The organism is Streptomyces sp. SID8374 (assembly GCF_009865135.1).
Lineage (GTDB): Bacteria > Actinomycetota > Actinomycetes > Streptomycetales > Streptomycetaceae > Streptomyces.
Genome location: NZ_WWGH01000002.1, coordinates 242,933 through 264,481, shown reverse-complemented (window position 1 = coordinate 264,481; position 21,549 = coordinate 242,933). Strand labels below are relative to the sequence as shown.

Genomic DNA, 21,549 nt, shown 5'->3' with positions numbered 1-21,549 from the left:
GTCACTTCGTCAGGTCGTACGGGCGAAGTCGCCGCCGACCTCGTACACGGCGCCGTCGGCGGTCCTGGCCGTGGCCCGGTACGTGTCCGGCGCGGCGTCCCGGCCGCCCGGGGCGTGGTCGTACTGCCCGGCGAAGACATGCGTCCCGGCCGGCACCGTGCGGCCGGCCTTGAGCGTCCAGCGGTGGACGAGGACGCCGTCCCGCTCGCGTACGGAGAGGTCGAAGTCCCCGTCCGGCCGGGTCTGCCAGGTGCCGGTGGGGCGGACCTGGCCGTTCTGCGCCACGAGCAGCTCCACCGTGAGCGCGGTGAGCGGCTCCTGGGACTTGAGCGTGACCTCGCTCTGCGCCCAGTCGGGGTTGTCCTCGGGGGCGATGGAGCCGTCGGCCCAGAGCGGGCCGTCGGTGGTGGAGAGGGCCCTGCGGTTCTCGTCGGTCCCGGGCGAGGGCCCGCCGGCCGACGGGGAGGGCGGCCGGGCGGGCGGCTCCGGAGTCCTGGAAGGCGTGGGGGCCGTCGCCTCGGGGCTGACGGTCGGGGCCGGGGGTGACGGGGTGGGGGCGGAGGGCCGGGGCGCGGGTGTGGCCCGCTCCTCGGGAGGTTCCTCCTGTACGACGGACGATCCCGGTACGTCGTCGGGCCCCTGCACCACCGAGGCCACGGCGAAGCCGCCGACCACGCACGCCCCGGCCGCGGCGAACCCGGCGAGGGCGACCCCCGGCCAGGCGAACCGGGTCCGGCGGGCGGGGGCGCCCCGGGTCTCCGGACGGGCGCTCCCGATACGGGCGAGCATCCGCTCCCGGTCCGGCTCATGCGAGCGGGCCGCCTCCCGCAGCTCCCTGGGCAGGTCGCTCATCGTTCTCCCCTTCCCGCGAGTTCGAGCGAGGTCCGGCCGTCCAGCAGCCGTTCGAGCTCCGCCATCCCCTTGGAGGTCTGGCTCTTGACCGTGCCGACGGATATCCCGAGGGCCAGGGCGGTGTCCTTCTCCGACAGGTCGAACGCGTGCCGCAGCACGACGCACGCCCGCTTCCGGAACGGCAGCCGCCCCAGCGCCTGCCGCACATCGAGGACCGCCGCCACGTCCGGGCCCTCCGCCGGGTCGCCGCGCCGGGACCAGAAGAGCGCGACGCGGTGGCGTTCGCGTACGGCCGCGCGGATGCGGCTGCGGGCCATGTTGGCGACGACCCCACGGGCGTACGCGACGGGGTGCTCGGCCGCACGGACCCGGTCCCAGCGGTCCCAGAGCGCCACCAGGGCGTCCGCCGCCAGGTCGTCGGCGTCGGCGGCCCCGCCCGTCAGCAGGTGGGCGAGGCGGGCCAGTTCGGCGTGGTGGCGGTCGAAGAAGTCATGGAACTCCGCGGACGCGTCGTCGGCCATGCCCGGAACCCCTCCCTCGTACGTACGGATCGCCGCCTACTTCATCCCCGCGCCGATGTCCGGGGTGCCGGTGACCAGGAAGCTGGTCGCCGGGAGGGAGCCGTCGGCCCGGCGGGGCCCGTACGCGGTGGTGGGATCGGTACGCAGGCCCGCGGGCCGCGCCTGCCCGGTGTCCCAGGTGTTGGCGGCGGAGACGACGCGCCGGGAGAGCTTGGCCGCACCGTTCGCGTTGTCCACCGCGAGGTTACGGGAGAGGCGGGCGGGAGAGGCGGCGAAGTAGTAGCCGGAGGCCTCGTTGGCGTAGGCGGTGTTGCGGTGCAGGCGCAGGGCGCCCGGGTTGCTGTTCTCCGTGAAGCCGTGCTTGCTGTTGTTCCAGGCGGCGTTGTCCGTGACCACGTGCGCGGCGCCGGCCCCGCCGCCGCCGAGCTTGAAGCCGTTGCCGTTGCCCTCGAAGGCGGAGTCGTTCCAGCGGTTGACCCCGTTCCCGTACGCCCAACTGCGTTCGATCCGCACGGGGCTGGCCCACTGCCACAGGTCGATGCCGTCGTCGGCGTTGTTGTAGAGGCGCGCGCCGACGACCCTGTTTCCGGTGCCGGAGCCGAACTTGATGGCGAGGCCGTCGGCGTTCTGGCCGTGGTTCTTGGCGTCGTAGTTGCCGTACGAGTCCAGGTTCTCGATCAGGTTGTCGCTCGTCCCCTCCCCGCGCAGAGTGAAGCCGGAGTCGCCGTTGCCGTGGGTGGTGAGGTTGCGGAAGATCCCGCCGATCGACGAGGTCACGACGACGCCGTGCGCGCGGGAGTTGCGGAAGGTCAGGTTCGACAGGGTCCAGTGGTCGCCGCCTATCGCGACCAACCACTCCCCCTCGGGCAGCTCGGACCCGTCGACGACCGCCTTCTCCGTCCCGTGGGCGGTGACGGTGATCCGGCGCTGCGCGGTCCCGTTCGCCTGGCTCTTGAGGCTCTCGGCCGGGGTGTACGTACCGCCGCGCAGCTGGATGGTGGTGCCGGGGGCCGCGGCCGCGAAGGCCTTCTCCAGCTGGTCCGTGGTCGAGACGACGACGGTCTCGGCGGCGCTCGCGTCGTCGGGGGCCGCGGCCGCCCAGACGCCCACGCCCCCGGCGGCCACGGCGACGGCCACGGCGGCCGAAAGCGTACGGGTCCTGCGGTGGCGTCCTCTGCTGGTGCTCACGTGGGTGGTTCCTTCGCTCGGTCGGTCGGCAGGGCTGGGGGCAGGTGGGTGCCTGCCCGTGTCCCCTGGTTGCCGCCGCTCGCGGAAAGGTTGCCGTGGGCGTGCGCGAAATGCGGGGTGGCTGATGACGGACTGCCGAGCGGCGCGTGCAGGGCGGCCACGCATGCCGCAGCACCCGGTGGCACGCTGCGGCATGCCTGGGTAGCGGGGTCGGAGGGCTGGACGGACTGCTCACCGTGGTACCGGTGACGCGACCCGCCGTTCTCCACGGCAGATGACCGTGGGCCGTGCCCCTCGTAAGGGGCACGGCCCACGGCTCTGTGCGGCTCCCGGACGGGATCGGGTGGTGGCGGCTAGTTCTTGCCGCCCTCCAGGTAGTTCTGTAGGCCGGGAACCTTGAGCGAGCCGCCGAACTGGCCGGCCTGGACGACCTTCACCTTGGTGAAGAAGGCGAAGGGCACGTTCAGGGGCGGCGGGGTCTGCGGGCTGAAGGTGATCGGGATGAGGCCGAAGAGGTTGCCCTTCAGCTCCTCCGTGTACATCGTCACCGTGCCGTTGCGGATGGTCGACGTGGAGCCCGGACGCGACTTCACGTGGCCGGTCGTGCCCGCCGGGCCGACGGTCAGCTGGTGCAGGTCCTTGATGTCGATGGAGCTGGCGGTGAACTTCAGGACCTTCTTGATGGAGCCGTCCGCCTTCTTCACCTCGACGATGCCCTTGTAGTCCAGGCCGTTGAGCGTGAGCAGCGAGGACTCCAGGACCCACGGGTCGGCCGGGAGCAGCGGGATGCCGGGCTCCAGGGACGCCGCGGCGAGGGCCTCCGGGTCGGGTTCGGGGCAGGGGAAGCGCGGCTTGGCGCCGTCGGGGATGTCCTCGTCCTTCTTGGGGTCGAGTCCCTTGACGTCGTCGTCGAGTTCCTCGACGTCCTTGCCCGCCTTCGCGGCGGCCTCGCGGATGGCGTCGGCCGTCTTGTCGGAGGCGTCCTTGGCCGGATCCTTCGAGGGGGCCTTCGGCGCCTCCTTCTCCGGGGCCTTCGGCTTGTCCGCCGGCTTCGGGGACCCGGCCGTGGGGCTCGGGGACGGGCTCGCCGTCTCCTCGGGCTTCTCCTCGGCCTTGTCCTTGCCCTTGTCCGGGTCGAAGAGGTCCTTCAGGGCGTCGCCCAGGCCCAGCGGGTCGAGAGGGTTCTTCGACTTGGTGGGCGTCGGGGTGGGGCTCGGCTCCTCGGCGGGCTTCTTCGCCGCGTCGGGCTGCTTGGCCGCATCCGGCTTCTCGTCGGCCGCCGGGTCCTCGGTGGCCGCGCCGCTCTCCGTGGGCTTCGGGGTCGCGCCGTCGCCCTCGCCGGGCTTCTCGCCCTGGTCCGGCTCGTCCGTGGGCGTCGCGGACGGGGTCGGGGTGGCCTTCGGGGACTCGGACTCCGACCCGCTCGGCTCGTCGGACCGGGTGACGCAGGGGCCCGGGGCGAAGGGGATGTCGGGGTTGCCGTCGGCCATGGCGAGCTTCGGCGTGAGGCCCATGCCGACGAAGACGGCGGTCGGCATCGCGGCGAGCGCGAAGGCCTTCTTGCCGCTCGGCATGTGCAACTTGGTCAGCAGCGACTTCTTGGGGGCCGCGTGACGGGGGCCCTTGCGCTCGCGGAGGTCGTCGCCGGGGTACGCGTTCGGCTGCTGTTTCTCGTCACCCCGCACGGTGTGTCCCCCCGTCGTAGCCGGAGGCCGCGTCATGGTCGCCCGCCGGCTGCTGCGGTACGGCCGCGCCGTGCAGGGCGCCCTCGGGGTATCCGCTCTCCTGCTGCTGCTTGTCCAGGGACAAGGTCTCGCCGCGCGGGTCCTGTTCGTCGACCGGGGCCACCGCGTCGTCCGTCTGCGGCTCGCCCGGCGCCCAGGAAATGGACAGGGCTCCGCCGATGAGCGCGAGCAGGAATCCGACCACGAAGCCGCCGATGTTGGCGACCGGTATGGAGATCAGCGCGAGAAGGATGGCCGCGACCCCGGCGAAGACCCGGACGATGGAGTGGAACCACATCGTCAGGCCCAGCGTGATCAGCAGGACCCCGATGATGAGGGATCCGGCGCCGGCGGTGGTGGACATCGCCAGCGTCATATTGCCGAGGTGGAGATCGGCGTACGGGAAGTAGGCGATGGGCGCACCGCCCAGGATGGTGAACAGACCCGCCCAGAACGGCCGGTTACCCCGCCAGGTACGGAATCCCCGCCGGTAGACGGTGAGGTTGTGCTCGTTCTGCCCTGTGGACTCGGGGCTCATGGAAAACAGCTCCCTGGAACCGGTACTGCTGTGAGAAGAGAAAGGGTGGGTGGCCGGAGAGCCCGGCCGGGGCGTCCCGGCCACCCGGGCGAGTGCTTAGAAGCACTCCTTGACGCCCTTGTGCAGCTTCAGGCTCAGGTTGCTGAGCTTGAAGGTGCCGGCGGTGGTCGCCCACGCCGTCTGCTTCACGTCGGTCAGGGTGGCCTTCTTGGCCCGCTGCGCGAAGCCGTTGGGGTTGACACCCTTCTCGGTTCCGGGCTGGATGCCGGGCGCACCGACGGAACCGGCCGCGACACCGATGTCGATGTTCTCGAAGTAGGCGTCGGCGTCCAGCTGCGCGACGTCCAGGTACAGGTTGGTGGCCCGGACCGGGTTGGCCGGGTTGGTACCGGCCTTCAGCTGCAAGCTGACGTTGCCGATACCGAAAGGCACCTTGGGCGTGACCACCGACTGGCACATGTTGGTGATCGTGGCATCGCTGAAGCCCGACACCGCGACCGGGTGCGCGGCGTCGTTGCCCTCAAGGTCCTTGCCGGCGGCGACGCTGCCGTACTGGACGAAGTTCTCGCCCACCAGCTTGTCGGTGCTGACCTTGAAGCTCTGGCCGGACACGGCGAAGGACGCGGCCAGCGCACCCTGTGCGAGACCGACACCCACCGCCGCGGTCGCGACGACGCTCGGCACCATGACCAGAGCGAACCGCTTCCATCTCGTCCCACCGCGAACTTGGGAACTCATAACTTGCTCCTTCTTCTCGGACGTACATCTCCGACCGGGCATGAGCCCCGGCCTGGGATGGGAGAAGTGCTACGTCCTCGGGAAGGAGAGCGCCCGCAGACGGAGGCATGTACCGCACCCGCTGCACCGGCGTTCACCCCCGAGCGACAAACCACTGGCTGCACGGTGTGTACAGCCGGTCGGACAGGCCCCGCCTCCTGGCGGGAACCCCCCTGTCCACGGCCGGCACCACTGCCGCCGGCCCACTCGGTGGGGACCCAACAGGCCCTCCCGCACCGGCTGGAGACCGGGCTGAAGGTATGGGACCGAGCGTGGCCGATCGTGGTGCATTCGGAGCCGCCGCACAAGGGGGTTCGTTACTTGCCAGTAACGACCTGATAACCGTGGCGCGACCGGGCGACATCACGCGGCCACACAGGGTGGCACGAAAGGGACATCGAGATGGCATGAAACGAACCGGAAACGGGACAGAGCGGCCTTGCCGACTTACTGCCAGTAACAGCACGTCTCATTGTCAAGTTTTGGTAAAGCGAGGGTGTCTCTTAGCGTTCGGACGGCAAAACGGCCGTGATCCCCGAGGGGGATCACGGCCGCCTTGTCACATCGGAACAATCAGCTCGCGGGCGGGACGATCGGCCCGCGCGTCAGAACAGCACACGCGCCAGCGCGGTGCGGGCGGCGGTGACCCGGGGGTCGTCCGGGCCGATCACCTCGAAGAGTTCCAGCAGGCGCAGCCGGGCGGTGTTCCGGTCGTCGCCGGTGTTGCGGCGGACCGCCTCGACGAGCCGACCGAAGGCGTCCTCGACATGGCCGCCGACCAGATCCAGGTCGGCCGCGGCGACCTGGGCGGCCACATCGCCCGGGTTGTCCGCCGCGTCCTTGCGGACCGCGTTCGGGTCCATCGTCTGGACGCGGGCCAGCAGCTCCGCCTGGGCCAGGCCGAGCTTGGCCTCCGGGTTGGCCGGGTCGTCGGTGAGCACATTCTTGTACGCCTGTACGGCGCCGCCGAAGTCGTTGGCGTCCAGAGCGGAGGCGGCGGCCTCCAGCAGGTGGTCGTACGGGCCGGCCGGCACCTCGGCCGGAGCGGCGTCCGGCGAGGCGTTCGGGTCGACGGCGATCCCGGTGAGGCCGAACCGCTCCTCGCCGACCTGGATCAGCTGGTCCAGCGTCTCGCGGATCTGGGCCTCGGGGGCCGCGCCCTGGAAGAGCGGGAGGGCCTGCCCGGCGACGACGGCGAAGACCGCCGGGATGCCCTGGATGCCGAACTGCTGCATCAGCATCTGGTTGGCGTCGACATCGACCTTGGCCAGCAGGAAGCGGCCGTTGTACTCGACGGCCAGGCGCTCCAGCAGGGGGCCCAGCTGCTTGCACGGCTCGCACCACTCGGCCCAGAAGTCGATGACGACCGGGACCTCGGCGGAGCGCTGGAGGACATCGCGCTCGAAGCCTGCTTCATCGACGTCGATCACCAGGGCGGCGGGCGACACGGCGCCGGTGCCCCCTGTGCGGGCGGCCTGTGCGCGGGCCTGCTCCGCCTTGGCCTTGGCCTCGCCGGCCGCCTTGACAGCGGCGAGGTCGACGACGCCGCTCATGGACATGTTCCTAGGCTGCATACGTACATCCTCCCCCCTGAGCACGCCGTTCCGGAAAGCGATACGGGAACCGGGCCGGTCCGCGGCGCCGGCCGGTGTGCCGGGCGGGCGGATCGAGACGGTCCCCGGGGCCCTGAAGAACCCCGGTGGGGCTCCGAAAAGACCCCGGTGGAACAGAGACGGGCCCCGATAGGACCCGGTGGACCTTCCGGATCCCCATCCGGCCGGTCCGTGCGGCCCCGGGTCCCCACCCGGCGCCTAGTGGCTGTCGCTCGTTCGTTCCGTGGCGTACGGGGGCGGGCCTGCCGCCTTCCTTACGCTACGACCCGTAGCGTAACTGCCGATCGGCCCGCCGGAACAGGCCACCCCGGTGATCTGTCTCACGGAACCCGGGGCGGAGCGGACCTCCCTACCGGCCGGTATGGTCGCCGCATCATGAGCGACACCGACCCCAGAACCGTCCGAACGGGACGTCCGCGGTCCACCACGGCCGATGCCGCGATCCTGGAGGCGACCCGCGCCTCCCTCGTCGATCTCGGCTGGTCGAAGCTGACCATGGGCGATGTGGCGACCCGGGCCGGAGTCGCCAAGACGACCCTCTACCGGCGCTGGGCGGGCAAGAACGAGCTGGTCGTGGACGCGGTGGCGGTCCTCTTCGACGAGCTGGAGCTGCCCGACCGGGGCAGCCTGGCCGCCGATGTGCAGGGCGTGGTGCTCCAGTTCGCCGCCCTGCTGGACCGGCCGGAGACCCGGACGGCGCTGATGGCGGTGGTCGCCGAGTCCACCCGGGACGACTCGCTGCGCCGCCGCATCCGCTCGGCCATCGTGGACCGGCAGAAGCGGCTGGTGCTCCTGGGCCGGGAACGCGCGCAGGCCCGCGGCGAGCTGCGGTACGAGGACGACGCCTCGACCGCCGCCCGCAACGCGGACCTGATCTTCGACGTGATCGCCGGAGCGGTGGTGCACCGCACGCTGGTGAGCGCGGAGCCGGTGGACGCCGAGTGGGCGAGCGGGTTCACGACCCTGTTGCTGCTGGGGCTGTCCGGCGCCCAGACGGGGTAGCGCCCCTTACACCTGGTAGCGGTCCGGTGCGAAGAGGTGGAGGTTCTCCGCCACCCACGCCGATGTGCGCTCCAGCCCTTCTTCCAGGGTGACTTCGGGCTCCCAGCCCGCCCACTCACGGGCCCGGGTGTTGTCCGAGAGCAGGCGGTGCACCTCACTGCCGGAGGGCCGCAGCCGCGCCGGGTCCACGACGATCCCGGCGTCGCGGCCGGAGGCGGTGATGAGCGCCTTGGCGAGGTCCCCGACCGAGATCTCCCGGCCGGTACCGAGGTTGACGCTCTCGCCCAGGGCCCGGTCGCAGTCGGCCAGCGCCAGGAAGCCTGCGGCGGTGTCGGTGACGTATGTGAAGTCGCGGGTCGGGGTCAGCGAGCCGAGCCGGATCTCCCGTGCCCCGGAGTGCAGTTGGGCCAGGATCGTGGGGATGACGGCGCGGGCGGACTGGCGGGGCCCGTAGGTGTTGAACGGCCGCACCACCGTCACCGGCAGCTCGAAGGCGTGCCAGTGGGACAGCGCCATCATGTCCGCGCCGATCTTCGACGCGGAGTACGGCGACTGCGGCTGGAGCGGGTGGTCCTCGCCGATCGGGGCGGTGCGGGCGGTGCCGTAGACCTCGCTGGTGGAGGTGTGCAGGAGGCGGCGTACGGAGTGGCGGCGGCAGGCCTCGGCGATGTTCTCGGTGCCGACGACGTTGGTACGGACGTACGCGCCCGGGGAGTCGTAGCTGTACGGGATGCCGATGAGCGCGGCGAGGTGGAAGACCGTGTCGCAGCCTGCGACGGCGTCCATGACGCGGCCCGCCTCGCCGACGTCCCCGGCGATCATCTCGACCGGGCTGTGCGGGTCCTGGAGGTAGCGGGCGAGGTGGCCCTTGTCGGCGTACGGCTTGTAGTGGACGAACGCCCTGACGCGCGCGCCCCGTTGGACGAGGAGGTCCACGAGGGTGGAGCCGATGAAGCCTTCGGCTCCGGTGACGAGGACGGTGCGGCCGGTCCAGTCGGCGGTGCTGCCGGTCGTGTCGGTCATGCGGTGAACTCCCTTGCGGTGGTGGGCTGTCCGGCGAGGCGGATGACGGTTTCCGCGAGCAGGTCGGCGGCGCGGGCGTGGTGGCCCGGGTCGGCCGCGCGGCCCATCACGGCGAGCCGCGCCGGGTCCGCGAGCAGCGGGTCGATCAGTTCGGCCAGCCGGTCGGCGGTGGTCTCGGCGTCGGGGACGAGGTGGGCGGCACCGGCGTCGGAGAGGACCCGGGCGTTGTGGGTCTGGTGGTCGCCCGGGGCGTGCGGGTACGGGACGAGGACGGCGGGCACGCCGGTGGTCGCCAGCTCCGCGATCGTGGCGGAGCCGGCCCGGCAGACCACCAGGTCGGCCACGGCGTAGGCGAGGTCCATGCGGTCGAGGTAGGGGACGGCCCGGGCGACGGGGCCGGCCGGGGTGCCGGGCGCCGCTCGGCCGACGGCCCCCGAGTCGCCCGGCTGCCGGCGGGCCTCCCCCGCGGCGGCCGGTCCCGCACCGGCGTCGGTGAGCCTCCGGTGGGCCTCCTCCGTGCCGCCCGACTCTCGGAGGGCCTCCCCCGGCGCCCCCACCCCCGCCTCCGCCAGCTTCCGCCGGGTCTCCGTCAGCGCGGCCGGGCCCGTCTTGATGAGCAGGTGGACGTCCGTCCGGTCCCGCCAGCGGGCGGCGAGCCCCACCGCGGCCGCCGTCAGCCGGGCCGCGCCGAGGCTTCCGCCGTTGAAGAGGACCACCCGCGCGCCATCCGGTATCCCGAACGCGCGCCGGGCCTCCGCACGCAGCGCGGGCCGGTCCAGCGCGGCCAGCGACGCGGCGATCGGCATGCCGACCGTCAGGGCCCGCTCGCCGCCCGACAGATGGGCGCGGCTGCCGTCGAAGGCGACGGTGAGGTGCTCGGTGAGGCGGGCGGCGAACTGGTTGGCCCGGCCCGGGACCGCGTTGGACTCGTGGATCACGCTGGGCAGCCCGGCCAGCTTCGCGCCGACGATCGCCGGGGCACTCGGGTAGCCGCCCATCCCGACGACGACCTGCGCCTTCTGCGTACGCAGGACCGAGCGGGCCTGGGCGCCGGAGCGCAGCAGCGCGGCCGGGAGCAGGAAGCGCTTCGCGCCGAGCGCGGGGTCGAAGGGGATCATGCCGACGGTGTGCAGCCGGTAGCCGGCGGCCGGGATCAGGGTCGTCTCCAGACCGCGTTCGGTGCCGATGAAGGAGATGACCGCGTCCGGGTCGGCGCGGCGCAGGGCCTCGGCGAGGGCGAGGCCGGGGTAGATGTGGCCGCCGGTGCCGCCCGCACCGATCACGACGGAGAGTGGTGTGCGCATGGCCGCCACTCTCGGGAGGCGGCCTAAGAAGGTTCTAAGAGTCCGGTTTGGCAGGCTTCGGACCATGAACAGGATTCTGGTGGCCGAGGACGAGCCGGAAGTGCGGGCCGCCGTCGAGGACGGGCTGAGCGTCGAGGGGTACGAGGTCCGGGGCGTCGGTGACGGTCTGGCCGCGCTGTCGGCGGTGGCCGCCTGGGAGCCGGACGCGCTGGTCCTGGACGTGATGATGCCCGTCCTCGACGGGCTCGCGGTCTGCCGGAGGCTGCGGGCGATGGAGGACCGGACGCCGGTGCTGGTCCTGACCGCGCTGTCGTCGGTGGCCGAGCGGGTGGACGGGCTGGAGGCGGGGGCCGACGACTATCTGGTGAAGCCGTTCGCGCTGGACGAACTGGTGGCACGCGTACGGGCGTTGCTGCGGCGGGCCGCGCCACCCGCCCCGGACGGGGAGCTGTCCTTCGCCGATCTCACCCTGGATCCGGTGACGCGGACCGGGCGGCGGGCGGGGCGGCCCGTGGAGTTCAGCCGCACGGAGGCCGCCCTGCTGGAGCTGCTGCTGCGCCACCCCGGGCAGGTGCTCCCGCGCGAGGTGATCCTGGAGCGGGTCTGGGGGCAGGACTTCGGGCCCGACTCCAACTCGCTCGCGGTGTACGTCGGTTACCTGCGGCGCAAGCTGGAGGCGGGCGGTGAGCCGCGCCTCGTCCACACCGTGCACGGGCTCGGCTACCGGCTGGACGTGGCGTGAGCGGGGTCCGGCGGCTGGGCGCCCGGTGGCGGCGCAGGCGACCGCTGCGTACGCGGCTGGCGCTGGCGGCCTCGGCGGCGGTGGCGCTGGTCGCGGTCGGGGTGTGCGCGGCGGCGTTCTTCGTCATCCGCTACGAGCTGCTGCACCAGCTGGACCTGTCCCTGACCCAGTCCGCGACCCGGGTGATCCAGGAGAACCGGGGCGAGGGGCCGCAGACCATCGCCGGTGAGTGCCGCTTCCTCTCCGCGCCCGCCTGCGCCCAGGTCGTCCCGGCCGACCCGGCGGCGGACCCGGAGGCCTCCTATCCGCTGCCCGTCTCCGCCCCCGTACGGGAAGTGGCGGCGGGGGCGAGGGCCCCGTACTTCAGCAACGTCACCCGGTTCGGGCAGTCCCTGCGGATGCTGACCACCCCGTTCGGGGAGGGGCGGGCGCTCCAGGTGGCGCTGCGCGCGGACCCGGTGGAGAAGGGCGTACGGCAGGCGGCGGTGCTGCTGGCGGCGGTCGGCGGGGCGGGGGTGCTGCTGGCGGGGGCGCTCGGGTACGCGGTGTCGCGTACCGGTCTCGCGCCCGTGGCCCGGCTGACCTCGACCGCCGAGCGGATCGCGGCGACCCGGGACCCGCGCCACCGCATCGAACTGCCGCCCGGGCCGCCGGGGCGGCAGGACGAGGTGACCCGGCTCGCCGCCAGCTTCAACACGATGCTCGGGGAGCTGGAGCAGTCGGTGAGCGCCCAGCGGCGGCTGGTCGCGGACGCCTCGCACGAGCTGCGGACCCCGTTGACCGCTCTGCGCACCAACGCGGAGCTGCTGGCCCGCGCGGACCGGCTCACGCCCGCGCAGCGCGAGCGGGCCTCGGGGGCGCTGGGGCGGCAGATCCGGGAGGTGACGGGGCTGGTGAACGACCTGATCGAGCTGGCCCGGGACGAGGAGCCGCTGCCGCTGCTGGAAGAGGTGCGGATCGCGGAGCTGGCACAGCAGACGGTGGCCATGGCCCGGACGCACTGGCCGCGCGTCCCGTTCGAGCTGGAGATCGGGCCGGGAGCGGCGGAGGCGGCCCGCCCGGGCGTTCCGGCCCGGCTGGCCCGGCTGCTGACCAACCTGCTGGACAACGCGGCCAAGTTCAGCCCGCCGGACGCGCCGGTGGAGGTGGGGCTGACCGCGTACGGGAACGGGCTGGAGCTGACCGTCCGGGACCACGGGCCGGGGATCGCGGCCGAGGACCTCCCGTACGTCTTCGACCGCTTCTACCGGGCCGAGGCCGCCCGCGCCCTCCCCGGATCGGGGCTGGGGCTGGCGATGGCCCGGCAGATCGCCCGCGCGCACGGGGCGGAGCTGACGGCGAGCGCGGCGCCGGGCGGCGGGGCGCTGTTCACGGTGGTGTTCGGCGGGGAGGGCCCGTAGGTCCTGTCGTCAAACTGCCGTCTGCCGTGCGACGCCTGGCACGCACGCTCGCGGCGTTGCCGCCCTTCGGGCGACGACGGCAGTTTGACGACAGGCCCTGGAACGCGAGCCCTCCCCCGTAGAACATCGGAAGCCCGGCGGCTCCGGGGCACAGCGCCTCGGAAGCCCCGCGCCACCGTGCCCCGCAGAACCTCGGAACCCCGGCGCGTCCGGGCCCCGCCTCCGGCCCCGTGACGCTCAGAACCCCGGCGGCTCCGTGTACGTCCCCCACTCCTCGCGCAGCGCCTCGCAGATCTCGCCGAGCGTGGCCTCGGCCCGAACCGCGTCCAGCATCGGCGCGATCATGTTCGAGCCGTCGCGGGCGGCGGCCAGCATCGCGTCCAGCCCGGCGCTCACCTTCGCACCGTCCCGGGCGGCCTTGCGGGCGGTGAGCTGGCTGACCTGGTCGCGCTCCACCTCGTGGCTGACCCGGAGGATCTCCAGATCGCCGGTGACCGAGCCGTGGTGGACGTTGACGCCGACGACCCGCTTGTCGCCCTTCTCCAGCGCCTGCTGGTAGCGGAAGGCGGACTCGGCGATCTCGCCGGTGAACCAGCCGTCCTCGATGCCGCGCAGGATGCCGGAGGTCATCGGGCCGATGGGGTGCTGCCCGTCGGGGTGGGCCCGGGTGCCGCGCTCCTTGATCTGGTCGAAGATCTTCTCGGCCTCGGCCTCGATCCGGTCGGTGAGCTGCTCCACGTACCAGGAGCCGCCCAGCGGGTCGGCCACGTTGGCGACGCCGGTCTCCTCCATCAGCACCTGCTGGGTGCGCAGCGCGATCTCGGCGGCCTGCTCGGAGGGGAGCGCCAGGGTCTCGTCGAGGGCGTTGGTGTGCAGCGAGTTGGTGCCGCCGAGGACGGCGGAGAGCGCCTCGACAGCCGTGCGGACGACGTTGTTGTACGGCTGCTGCGCGGTGAGGGAGACCCCGGCGGTCTGGGTGTGGAAGCGGAGCCACTGCGCCTTGTCGGTCTTGGCGCCGTACGTCTCCTTCATCCAGCGGGCCCAGATGCGGCGGGCGGCGCGGAACTTGGCGATCTCCTCGAAGAAGTCCAGGTGCGCGTCGAAGAAGAAGGAGAGCCCTGGGGCGAAGGTGTCGACGTCCAGGCCGCGGGAGAGGCCCAGCTCCACATAGCCGAAGCCGTCCGCGAGGGTGTACGCCAGCTCCTGCGCGGCCGTCGCCCCGGCCTCGCGGATGTGGTAGCCGGAGACGGAGAGCGGCTTGTAGGCGGGGATGTCCCGGGCGCAGTGCTCCATCAGGTCGCCGATGAGGCGCAGGTGGGGCTCGGGCTGGAAGAGCCACTCCTTCTGCGCGATGTACTCCTTGAAGATGTCGGTCTGGAGCGTGCCGTTGAGCACGCCCGGGTCGACGCCCTGGCGCTCGGCGGCGACCAGGTACATGCAGAAGACCGGGACGGCCGGGCCGCTGATCGTCATCGAGGTGGTGACATCGCCGAGGGGGATGTCCTTGAACAGGGTCTCCATGTCGGCGGCGGAGTCGATGGCGACCCCGCAGTGGCCGACCTCGCCGAGCGAGCGGGACTCGTCGGAGTCGCGGCCCATCAGGGTCGGCATGTCGAAGGCGACGCTGAGTCCGCCGCCGCCCGCCGCGAGGATCATCTTGTAGCGCTCGTTGGTCTGCTCGGCGTTGCCGAAGCCGGCGAACTGGCGGATGGTCCAGGTGCGGCCCCGGTAGCCGGTGGGGTGCAGGCCTCGGGTGAAGGGGTACTCCCCCGGCCAGCCGATCCGCTCGAACCCCTCGTACGTGTCGCCGGGGCGGGGCCCGTACGCGGGCTCCACCGGGTCCCCGGAGAGCGTGGTGAAGTCCGCGTCACGCTTGCGGGCCTTGTCGTAACGGGCCTGCCAGCGGAGGCGGCCTTCCTCGATCGCGTCAGCGTCCATACCTTCGAATTTACTAGGACGTCCTAGTAAATGTCGATGGCAAACCGCCCGGCGCTTTTGCGCGGGGCGGTGGGGGTGCCGTGCCGGTCAGGCTTGCGCGGGCTCCGCGGCGGGCTTGGTGACCAGCGCCTGGGCCTCGCGGCTGACCTTCGGCTCCACGAAGAAGGAGGCGAAGGGGATGCAGCCGGCCGCCAGCACCCACAGGAGTTTGCCGAACGGCCACTTCGCCTTGGAGCCGAGGTCGAAGGCGAAGATGACGTAGACGATGAACAGCACACCGTGGATCTGGGAGATCACCATGGTGTCGCCGGTGTCGAAGGCGTACTTCGCGATGATCGCCACCGTGAAGACGAGCAGCCAGACGGCGGTGACGTAAGCCATCACCCGGTAGCGGGTGAGCACGTTCTGTTTCATGCACACGAGCGTAACCGGGCGTCCGGGGCGATCTTCGCCCACCCCCCGGCCGTCCGGAGCGGTCTTCGCGCGGTCCTGCCGCCGGAAGGACGGCCCCGCTCACCCCACCCCCGGCCCCCGCTCACCCCTCGTCGAAGTCCTGCGCCGCCACCCGCAGCGGCCGGAGCATCGCGAAGATCTCAGCGCACTCCTCGGCGTCGTACACCCCGAGCCCGAAGTCCATCGCCATCAGCTCCTCGGTGGCCGACTCGACGACCTCGCGCCCCTTGTCCGTGATGGAGGCGAGCGTGCCGCGCCCGTCGTTGGGGTTGGGGCGCTTGCTGACCAGGCCGGACTTGACCAGCCGGTCCACCGTGTTGGTGACCGAGGTGGGGTGCACCATCAGCCGCTCGCCGATCTTGGACATCGGCAGCTCGCCCGCCTTGGAGAAGGTGAGCAGCACCAAGGCCTCGTACCGGGCAAAGGTCAGACCATAAGGCTTGACGACCGCGTCCACCTCCGCGAGCAGGATCTGCTGGGCCCGCATGATCGAGGTGATCGCCCCCATGGAGGGCACGGGCCCCCAGCGCTGATGCCAGAGTTCCTCGGCACGGGCGATGGGATCGAAAGGAAGGCTGAGCGGCTTCGGCACGGCCACGACCTTACCGACTGGTCATATGCCGGTCAGCCCCGTCTCGCCTTTCGGTATCGGACATCTGTCCGGGGGCCGTACGGCGGACCTCGGCGACGACGAGGAGCGAGACGGCGGTACCGATGATTCCGGCTCCGGCGACCACCTGGTGCACCGGGAAGAACTCGGCCGCGAGCCCCGCCAGCGCCATCCCCGCGCCCTGGATCGTCATCAGCCCGGCGGTGAGCAGCGTCATGGCCCGGCCGCGCAGCTCCGGCGGTACGGCGTCCACGAACCACTGGTCGAGGCCGATGACGTACGCCGCCCCCATCCCGGCCAGCGCGAGGGCGGCCAGGGCGAGCGGCAGCCCGGGCCGGACCGCGTACACGACCAGCGGCAGCAGCCCCACGGCGGCGAGCGGCAGCACGATCCGGGAGCGGGTACGGGGCCGGAGCGCGGACCCCACGAAGAGTTCGGCCCCCACGTGCCCGACGGCCATCGCGCAGAGCAGCAGCCCGAGCGCGGCCGGACCTGCGCCGGTCTCGGCCACGTACGGGGCGGCGAGCGCCTCCGGGGCGACCACGAACATCGCGGGCAGCCAGAACAGGAGGAGCAGCGCGCGGATGCGCCGGTCGCCCAGCACCAGGCGGGCCCCGGAAAGCGACTCCCGGAGCAGGGTGGTGGAGCCGCTCCGGGCGCGGGCGGGGCGGTTGCGGGTGCCGAAGCGGAGGAGGGCCGCCGAGCAGAGGAAGGTGACGACGGTGACGGCGATCGCCCCGCGCGGGGACACCACGGTGAGCAGCACGCCGCCCGCACCGAACCCGATGAGCATCGCGCTCTGCGAGACGATCCGCAGGAGGGACCGGCCGAGGACATAGAGGTCGCCGTCGCCCAGGATGTCGGTGAGCGCGGCCATCCGGGTCCCGGTGAAGACCGGCGCGATCGCGGCGACCAGGCAGCGCAGGGCGAGGAGTCCGGCGACCGGGGTCGCGGGCACCAGCATCACGGCGACGCAGGCCGCGCAGACGAGGTCGCAGACGACGAGGACGCGGCGGGCCGGGTAGCGGTCGGCGACCCCGGCGAACAGCGTCCCGCCGATGACGTACGGGAGCAGCCCCAGCGCGAACGTCAGGGCGCTGAGCAGCGGGGAGCCGGTGAGGTCGTAGACGAGGACGGTGAGGGCGAGTTCGCTGACGACGACACCGAGGAGCGAGAGCAGATGGGCGGCGAAGACGGCCCGGAACTCGGTGACGGCGAAGACGGCGCGGTAGCCGGCGGCCGGGGCGGAGGAGGGCACCTGGGACATGACAGGAGCCTGGGGCGGGAGAGCCGTGCGCCCTAGACTTTCGGCCGGGGGCGAATCTTCGACGCCTGGATGGGGGCCGGTATGCCGTTCCAGCTGCACTTCGACGAGAGCGACCTGCTGCGCTGCCGGTTCGCGCTCTCGCCGCTGGTCGAGACCCAGGAGGCCGTGCGCACCCTGGCCCGCCCCTACCGGCACGGCTACCACCTCCCCTGGCTCCGGCAGATCCGCGAGGCGGCCGCCACCCTCGATCTGGAGCCCCTGTGGCTGCTGATGCCGGACGGCGGCCACAATCCGGACTTCATCTGCCCGCCCCCGATCGGCCCGCTGGCCACCTTCGAGGAGGAGATCGCGGCGGTCCGGGCGGTCGATCCGGAGGTCGCCCGGGCGGACATGGCGCTGGCCCTGGCGGAGCGGCCCGCCGCACTGGAGTCGGCGGCGGGCCGGCGCCTGCTGGCCGACCCGGCGCGGGCCGTGGGCGAGATCGCCGATCTGCTGGAGCGGGCCTGGCAGACCCTGATCGAACCGTACTGGCCCCGGCTGCGGGCGGTCCTGGAGGCGGACATCGCCCACCACTCCCGCCGGCTCGCGGACAGCGGACTCGCCGGGCTGCTCGGCGAGGTGAGCACGCAGCTGAGCTGGAACGGCGCGACGCTCACCGTGAAGGGGACGCGGGGCGACCACCAGCAGGTGCTGGGCGGGCAGGGGCTGGTGCTGATGCCGAGCGTCTTCGTCTGGCCCGAGGTGGTGGGCGGCCACCAGGAGCCGTGGCAGCCGGGGCTGATCTACCCGGCGCGCGGGATCGGCGGACTGTGGAGCGCGGCCGGTGAGCGGACCCCGGACGCCCTGGCCCGGCTGCTGGGCCGGGGCCGGGCGGATGTGCTGTGCGCGCTGGACGAACCGGCCGGGACGAGCACCCTGGCCCACCGGCTCGGGCTCGCCCCCTCCTCCGTATCGGCGCATCTGTCGGTGCTGCGCGGGGCGGGGCTGCTGACGTCGCGGCGGTACGGACACCAGGTGCTGTACGAGCGGACGGCGCTGGGGATCGCGCTGGCCGCGTCCACCTGAGCCGCGCCCGGTCACGGATGGTGTCGCGGCACCACTCCCGGTGACCGCTATGTCACGATTGCTGGCGTTTCCCTGTGCGCACTCCGGCGCGCGTCCACACGCCGCCTCGCGCACGTGTCCCGTATCCCGTATCCGTGAGCCACCGCCGTCCGAGGGGGCTGGATGTCCGGCCGCAGCACCGTCCACCGAGTCTTCAGGGTCCTCAGGGTTCCCCCCGGCCTGGCCGCCGCCGCTCTCGCGGCCGCCCTCACGGCGGGCTGCTCCGCACCCGGCGGCGCGAGCCCCACGGCCGCCGAGGCCGACCCCGTACGCGGCGAACCCGCGCCGAGCGCGGCGTCCCCGTACTGGGTGGACCCGGACAGCGATGCCGCCCGCCAGGTGCGCGCCTGGGACCGGCAGGGCCGGGAGGACGACGCGAAGGCACTGCGGCGGATCGCCGACCGGCCGGTGGCGCTCTGGCCCGCCTGGGACGCCCCCGGGCCCGAGATCGTGGCCGCCGTCAAGGCCGCGGCCGAGACGAAGAAGAGCGTCCTGCTCGTCGCGTACAACATCCCCCACCGCGACTGCGGGCTCTACTCCGCGGGCGGGGCCAAGGACGCGGACGCCTACCGGTCCTGGCTCGGGGAGTTCGCCGAGGCCATCGGCGACGCCCCCGCCACCGTGATCCTGGAGCCCGACGCCCTCCCCCACATCGCGGACGGCTGCACCCCGCCCGAGCACCACGCCGAGCGCTACCAGCTGCTCTCCGAGGCCGTGGAAACGCTCAAGGCCAGGCCCCGGACCAAGGTCTACCTGGACGCGGGCAACCCGGACTGGATCAAGGAGCCGTCCAAGATCGCCGAACCGCTGCGGCAGGCCGGGATCGACCGGGCCGACGGCTTCTCGCTGAACGTCTCCAACTTCCAGTCGAACGCGAGCGTGAAGGAGTACGGGGCCCTCCTCTCCGACGCCGTCGGCGGCGCGCACTACGTGATCGACACCAGCCGCAACGGCGGCGGCCCCCTCACCGGCGACCGCGCCGAGGCCTGGTGCAACCCGCCGGGCCGGGCGCTCGGCACGCCCCCGACCACCGACACCCGCGACGACCGCCTCGACGCCTATCTGTGGATCAAGCGGCCCGGCGAGTCGGACGGCACCTGCCGGGGCGGACCGGAGGCGGGCACCTGGTGGCCGGAGTACGCGCTGGGCCTGGCCCACCGTGCGAAGTCCTGACGTCCGGGACACTCATAGTTCAAAGATTGCGCAACCTTTAAAGTGTTGCCATGGGATACGAAGCCAGGGCACACACCACACCCCAGGACCGGCGGCGGACGCAAGGACCGTCCGCCGCGACGGAATCGACGTACGAGACCGCCGTGCTCGTCGGCGGCCCCGCGGACGGCACACGGATACGGGTCGCCGGCCGGCCCTCCGTCGTCCAGGTCACCTACCCCTGCGAGCTGGACGGACCGGCCGGCGGCGCACGGGCGGACGCGCTCTTCGTCTACCGCCGCGATCCGCGCGTGGAGAACGAGCCGCTGCGTTACGGGGCCGACCCGGCCAGCCCCTGACCCGCGGCCGTGAACTCCCCCGGGCTCAGGACGCCTTGACCCACTTCGCCTCCGACGGGATCCCGTCGGTGTCCGTGACGAAGAGCATGTACCAGCCGGGCGGCACCAGCGTGGCGTCGTCCGGCACGCTCACGCTCACCTCGCCGTTCCCCTTCTTCAGGTCCAGCGCGATGGAGCGCTGCTCCACGTCCGTGGTGTGCGTGACCGCGCTCGGGCGCATCAGCCGGGCCGTCGCGACCCGGTCCGCGTCGCCGGTCTTGAAGGTGACCGTCTTCCCGCGCTCCACCGCCTCCGGGCCGTCCCCGATGACCGGGCGCTTGTCCTTGCCCCGGTGCAGGGCGGGCGGGGTGTAGACCTCCATGCGCTGCTCGAACTTGCCGAGCTTGGTGTTGTCCTTGTCGCCGTAGAGCGAGTCGGAGCCGAAGGTGGCGACCCGGCCGTCGGGCAGCAGCAGCGCCTCGGAGTGGTAGTTGCGGCCGACCGTCGGCTCCGCCGCCTCCTTGAAGGTGTTGGACTTGGGGTCGTAGGACTGCGCCTTGAGGATGTTGCTGTTGCCCCGGCCCCGGTAGTCCTTCGAGCCGCCGCTGGTGAAGACGGTGTCGTCCGGCATGATCACGCTGTTCAGGTAGCGCGTCCCCTGCGGCAGGTCGGGGCCGGCCGTGAAGGCGGGGCTGGCCTGCTTGAGGTCGATGACGGCCGTGCGGGCGGTGGACTTCTTGGACTCGCCGACCCCTCCCCCGCCGAGCACCATCACCTTCTGGTCCTGCACGGGCGGCAGCAGCAGCGAGGCCGCCGTCTCCAGCTCGTCGGTGTCGGTCAGCCCGGGCACCTTGGTGAAGGTGTTCTTCTTGATGTCCCAGATCCCCGGCTCACGGCCCTTGTCGGCCGGGCCGTAACCGGCGTTGGCGCCCGGGTAGAAGAGCTTGCCGCCCTTGGTGAGGAAGAGCGCCGGGTAGGTCGGGAAGTAGTGGAAGGGGCCCTTGGCCCACTTCTTGGTCTTCGGGTCGTAGATCTCGTTGTCGCCCGGCAGGATCGCGCCGACGTCGTCGAGGCCGGAGACGGCGAGCACCCTGCCGTCCTCCAGGCCGACGAGCGTCGGGTACCAGCGGGCCTCCTGCATCGGGTCGACCTTGATGTACTTCTCCGCCGTCGGGTCGAACTCGTAGGCCGCCCTGATCCCCTGGAAGTCCTGCTTGTCCATGGTGATCTTCTCGGCGAGCCCGTAGGAGTTGTCGGCCTCCTTGCCCTTCAGCCCGACGATCTCGTACTGGGCGGCGTCGGTCGCCACCGCCTCCACGCCGTCGTCCACCGCCTCCACGAAGACCCGCTGCTCGGCCGCCGTCACCTTCGTCTTCCACGGCTTCATCTGGCCGCTCTTGAAGTACGTGACCTCGAACTCGCGCTTCGCCTTGGGGACGGTGACGTCGAACTTGGCGACGTACTCGACACCCGAGGGCGAGCGGAAGACCGTGCCCTTCTTCAGCTTGAGCGGCTTGTCCGGGTTCTCGTTCTTGACCCGCATCCCGCCGCCGGCCCGCTTCACCTTGTCGTCGAGGACCTCGTAGCGGGCGGTGCCGCCGGCGATCAGCAGCCGCCCGTCGGGGAGTTGGGCGTGGCCGCCGCAGAAGAAGTCCTCGGGGGTGGGGATCTTCTGGAAGGTGTTCTCGGCCGGGTCCCACAGCACGGTGTCGAAGGTGCCCGCGTCGAAGTTCTTCTCGTCGTTGCCGGAGCCCGCGACGATCAGCACCTTCCCGGTGTGCAGGAGCGCCGCGTGGATCGCGTTGGTGCGGTACTCCTTCGGGATGTCGACCCGCTCCCAGGAGCCGTACTCCGCCTTGTACTTGGGCTGGGCGATCTTGTACGCGTGGTACTGGTCCTCCGCGAAGGAGAGCGCCGCCGGGGCGTTGAGCCCCGCGAGCACGACCACGGCGCCGCCGCCCAGGAGCGTCTTCCGCATCTTCTTCGAAGGCCGGTAGGCCATG

20 protein-coding genes are annotated in these 21,549 nt (G+C 72.3%); 6 read left to right on the top strand and 14 right to left on the bottom strand.

Features of this window, described 5'->3' with window-relative positions:
• Positions 1–9 precede the first annotated feature (9 nt).
• From GTY67_RS24855 to GTY67_RS24825, 7 genes are all read right to left on the bottom strand, one after another.
• Entirely contained in the window at positions 10–852 is an 843-nt protein-coding gene (locus GTY67_RS24855; protein WP_161280346.1) for a hypothetical protein, read from the bottom strand.
• Positions 849–1,373, bottom strand: a complete 525-nt coding sequence (locus tag GTY67_RS24850; protein ID WP_093693142.1) for a SigE family RNA polymerase sigma factor — start codon at positions 1,371–1,373, stop codon at positions 849–851. The genes GTY67_RS24855 and GTY67_RS24850 overlap by 4 nt, the downstream gene beginning before the upstream one ends.
• Before the next feature lie 36 nt (positions 1,374–1,409).
• Positions 1,410–2,561, bottom strand: coding sequence for a right-handed parallel beta-helix repeat-containing protein (locus GTY67_RS24845; protein WP_161280345.1), 1,152 nt, complete (start codon positions 2,559–2,561; stop codon positions 1,410–1,412).
• Positions 2,562–2,914: 353 nt separating this feature from the next.
• Positions 2,915–4,246 carry a hypothetical protein gene (locus GTY67_RS24840; RefSeq protein WP_161280344.1) on the bottom strand — a complete coding sequence of 444 codons (1,332 nt, stop codon included), beginning with the start codon at positions 4,244–4,246 and terminating at the stop codon, positions 2,915–2,917.
• Positions 4,236–4,823: a DUF6114 domain-containing protein gene (locus GTY67_RS24835; RefSeq protein ID WP_161280343.1), complete on the bottom strand. Its 588-nt coding sequence runs from the start codon at positions 4,821–4,823 to the stop codon at positions 4,236–4,238. Before GTY67_RS24835 ends, GTY67_RS24840 begins: the two co-directional genes overlap by 11 nt.
• 96 nt (positions 4,824–4,919) lie before the next feature.
• Positions 4,920–5,561: a DUF6230 family protein gene (locus GTY67_RS24830; RefSeq protein WP_161280342.1), complete on the bottom strand. Its 642-nt coding sequence runs from the start codon at positions 5,559–5,561 to the stop codon at positions 4,920–4,922.
• 644 nt (positions 5,562–6,205) lie between these two features.
• Positions 6,206–7,174, bottom strand: a complete 969-nt coding sequence (locus GTY67_RS24825) for a tetratricopeptide repeat protein (protein ID WP_093693135.1) — start codon at positions 7,172–7,174, stop codon at positions 6,206–6,208.
• Positions 7,175–7,588: 414 nt separating this feature from the next.
• On the opposite strand from GTY67_RS24825, the gene GTY67_RS24820 reads away from it, so the two are divergent.
• Complete coding sequence (locus tag GTY67_RS24820; RefSeq protein WP_093693134.1) at positions 7,589–8,215, top strand: TetR/AcrR family transcriptional regulator; 627 nt, start codon at positions 7,589–7,591, stop codon at positions 8,213–8,215.
• Between the two features lie 6 nt (positions 8,216–8,221).
• Here the strand turns inward: GTY67_RS24820 and GTY67_RS24815 are convergent, their stop codons facing one another.
• Both GTY67_RS24815 and GTY67_RS24810 read right to left on the bottom strand, forming a co-directional pair.
• Positions 8,222–9,238, bottom strand: a complete 1,017-nt coding sequence (locus GTY67_RS24815; protein ID WP_161280341.1) for a GDP-mannose 4,6-dehydratase — start codon at positions 9,236–9,238, stop codon at positions 8,222–8,224.
• On the bottom strand, positions 9,235–10,542 hold the full coding sequence (locus tag GTY67_RS24810) for a UDP-N-acetylglucosamine--N-acetylmuramyl-(pentapeptide) pyrophosphoryl-undecaprenol N-acetylglucosamine transferase (protein ID WP_161280340.1): 1,308 nt from the start codon (positions 10,540–10,542) through the stop codon (positions 9,235–9,237). Before GTY67_RS24810 ends, GTY67_RS24815 begins: the two co-directional genes overlap by 4 nt.
• Positions 10,543–10,606: 64 nt before the next feature.
• Between GTY67_RS24810 and GTY67_RS24805 the strand changes: the two genes are divergently transcribed.
• Positions 10,607–11,284, top strand: coding sequence for a response regulator transcription factor (locus GTY67_RS24805; RefSeq protein ID WP_176727568.1), 678 nt, complete (start codon positions 10,607–10,609; stop codon positions 11,282–11,284).
• Complete coding sequence (locus GTY67_RS24800; protein WP_161280339.1) at positions 11,281–12,684, top strand: HAMP domain-containing sensor histidine kinase; 1,404 nt, start codon at positions 11,281–11,283, stop codon at positions 12,682–12,684. The genes GTY67_RS24805 and GTY67_RS24800 overlap by 4 nt, the downstream gene beginning before the upstream one ends.
• Positions 12,685–12,921: 237 nt before the next feature.
• Here GTY67_RS24800 and GTY67_RS24795 read toward each other — a convergent pair whose 3' ends face one another.
• From GTY67_RS24795 to GTY67_RS24780, 4 genes are all read right to left on the bottom strand, one after another.
• Positions 12,922–14,622, bottom strand: coding sequence for a methylmalonyl-CoA mutase family protein (locus GTY67_RS24795; protein ID WP_161280338.1), 1,701 nt, complete (start codon positions 14,620–14,622; stop codon positions 12,922–12,924).
• Positions 14,623–14,709: 87 nt separating this feature from the next.
• A complete protein-coding gene (locus GTY67_RS24790) occupies positions 14,710–15,036 on the bottom strand; it encodes a DUF3817 domain-containing protein (protein ID WP_093693128.1) in 327 nt (108 codons plus the stop codon).
• Between the two features lie 121 nt (positions 15,037–15,157).
• Positions 15,158–15,667, bottom strand: a complete 510-nt coding sequence (locus GTY67_RS24785) for a MarR family transcriptional regulator (RefSeq protein ID WP_093693127.1) — start codon at positions 15,665–15,667, stop codon at positions 15,158–15,160.
• 10 nt (positions 15,668–15,677) lie between these two features.
• Positions 15,678–16,952 carry an MFS transporter gene (locus tag GTY67_RS24780; RefSeq protein WP_161280337.1) on the bottom strand — a complete coding sequence of 425 codons (1,275 nt, stop codon included), beginning with the start codon at positions 16,950–16,952 and terminating at the stop codon, positions 15,678–15,680.
• A gap of 81 nt (positions 16,953–17,033) precedes the next feature.
• On the opposite strand from GTY67_RS24780, the gene GTY67_RS24775 reads away from it, so the two are divergent.
• The 3 genes from GTY67_RS24775 (at position 17,034) to GTY67_RS24765 (ending at position 19,567) form a co-directional block, all read left to right on the top strand.
• Positions 17,034–18,017 carry a DUF5937 family protein gene (locus GTY67_RS24775; protein WP_161280336.1) on the top strand — a complete coding sequence of 328 codons (984 nt, stop codon included), beginning with the start codon at positions 17,034–17,036 and terminating at the stop codon, positions 18,015–18,017.
• A 162-nt stretch (positions 18,018–18,179) separates the two neighbouring features.
• A complete protein-coding gene (locus tag GTY67_RS24770) occupies positions 18,180–19,229 on the top strand; it encodes a glycoside hydrolase family 6 protein (protein WP_161280335.1) in 1,050 nt (349 codons plus the stop codon).
• 50 nt (positions 19,230–19,279) lie between these two features.
• Positions 19,280–19,567 carry a hypothetical protein gene (locus GTY67_RS24765; RefSeq protein ID WP_093693123.1) on the top strand — a complete coding sequence of 96 codons (288 nt, stop codon included), beginning with the start codon at positions 19,280–19,282 and terminating at the stop codon, positions 19,565–19,567.
• 25 nt (positions 19,568–19,592) lie between these two features.
• On the opposite strand, the gene GTY67_RS24760 is transcribed toward GTY67_RS24765, so the two are convergent.
• On the bottom strand, positions 19,593–21,548 hold the full coding sequence (locus GTY67_RS24760; protein WP_161280334.1) for a galactose oxidase-like domain-containing protein: 1,956 nt from the start codon (positions 21,546–21,548) through the stop codon (positions 19,593–19,595).
• Position 21,549 lies beyond the last annotated feature (1 nt).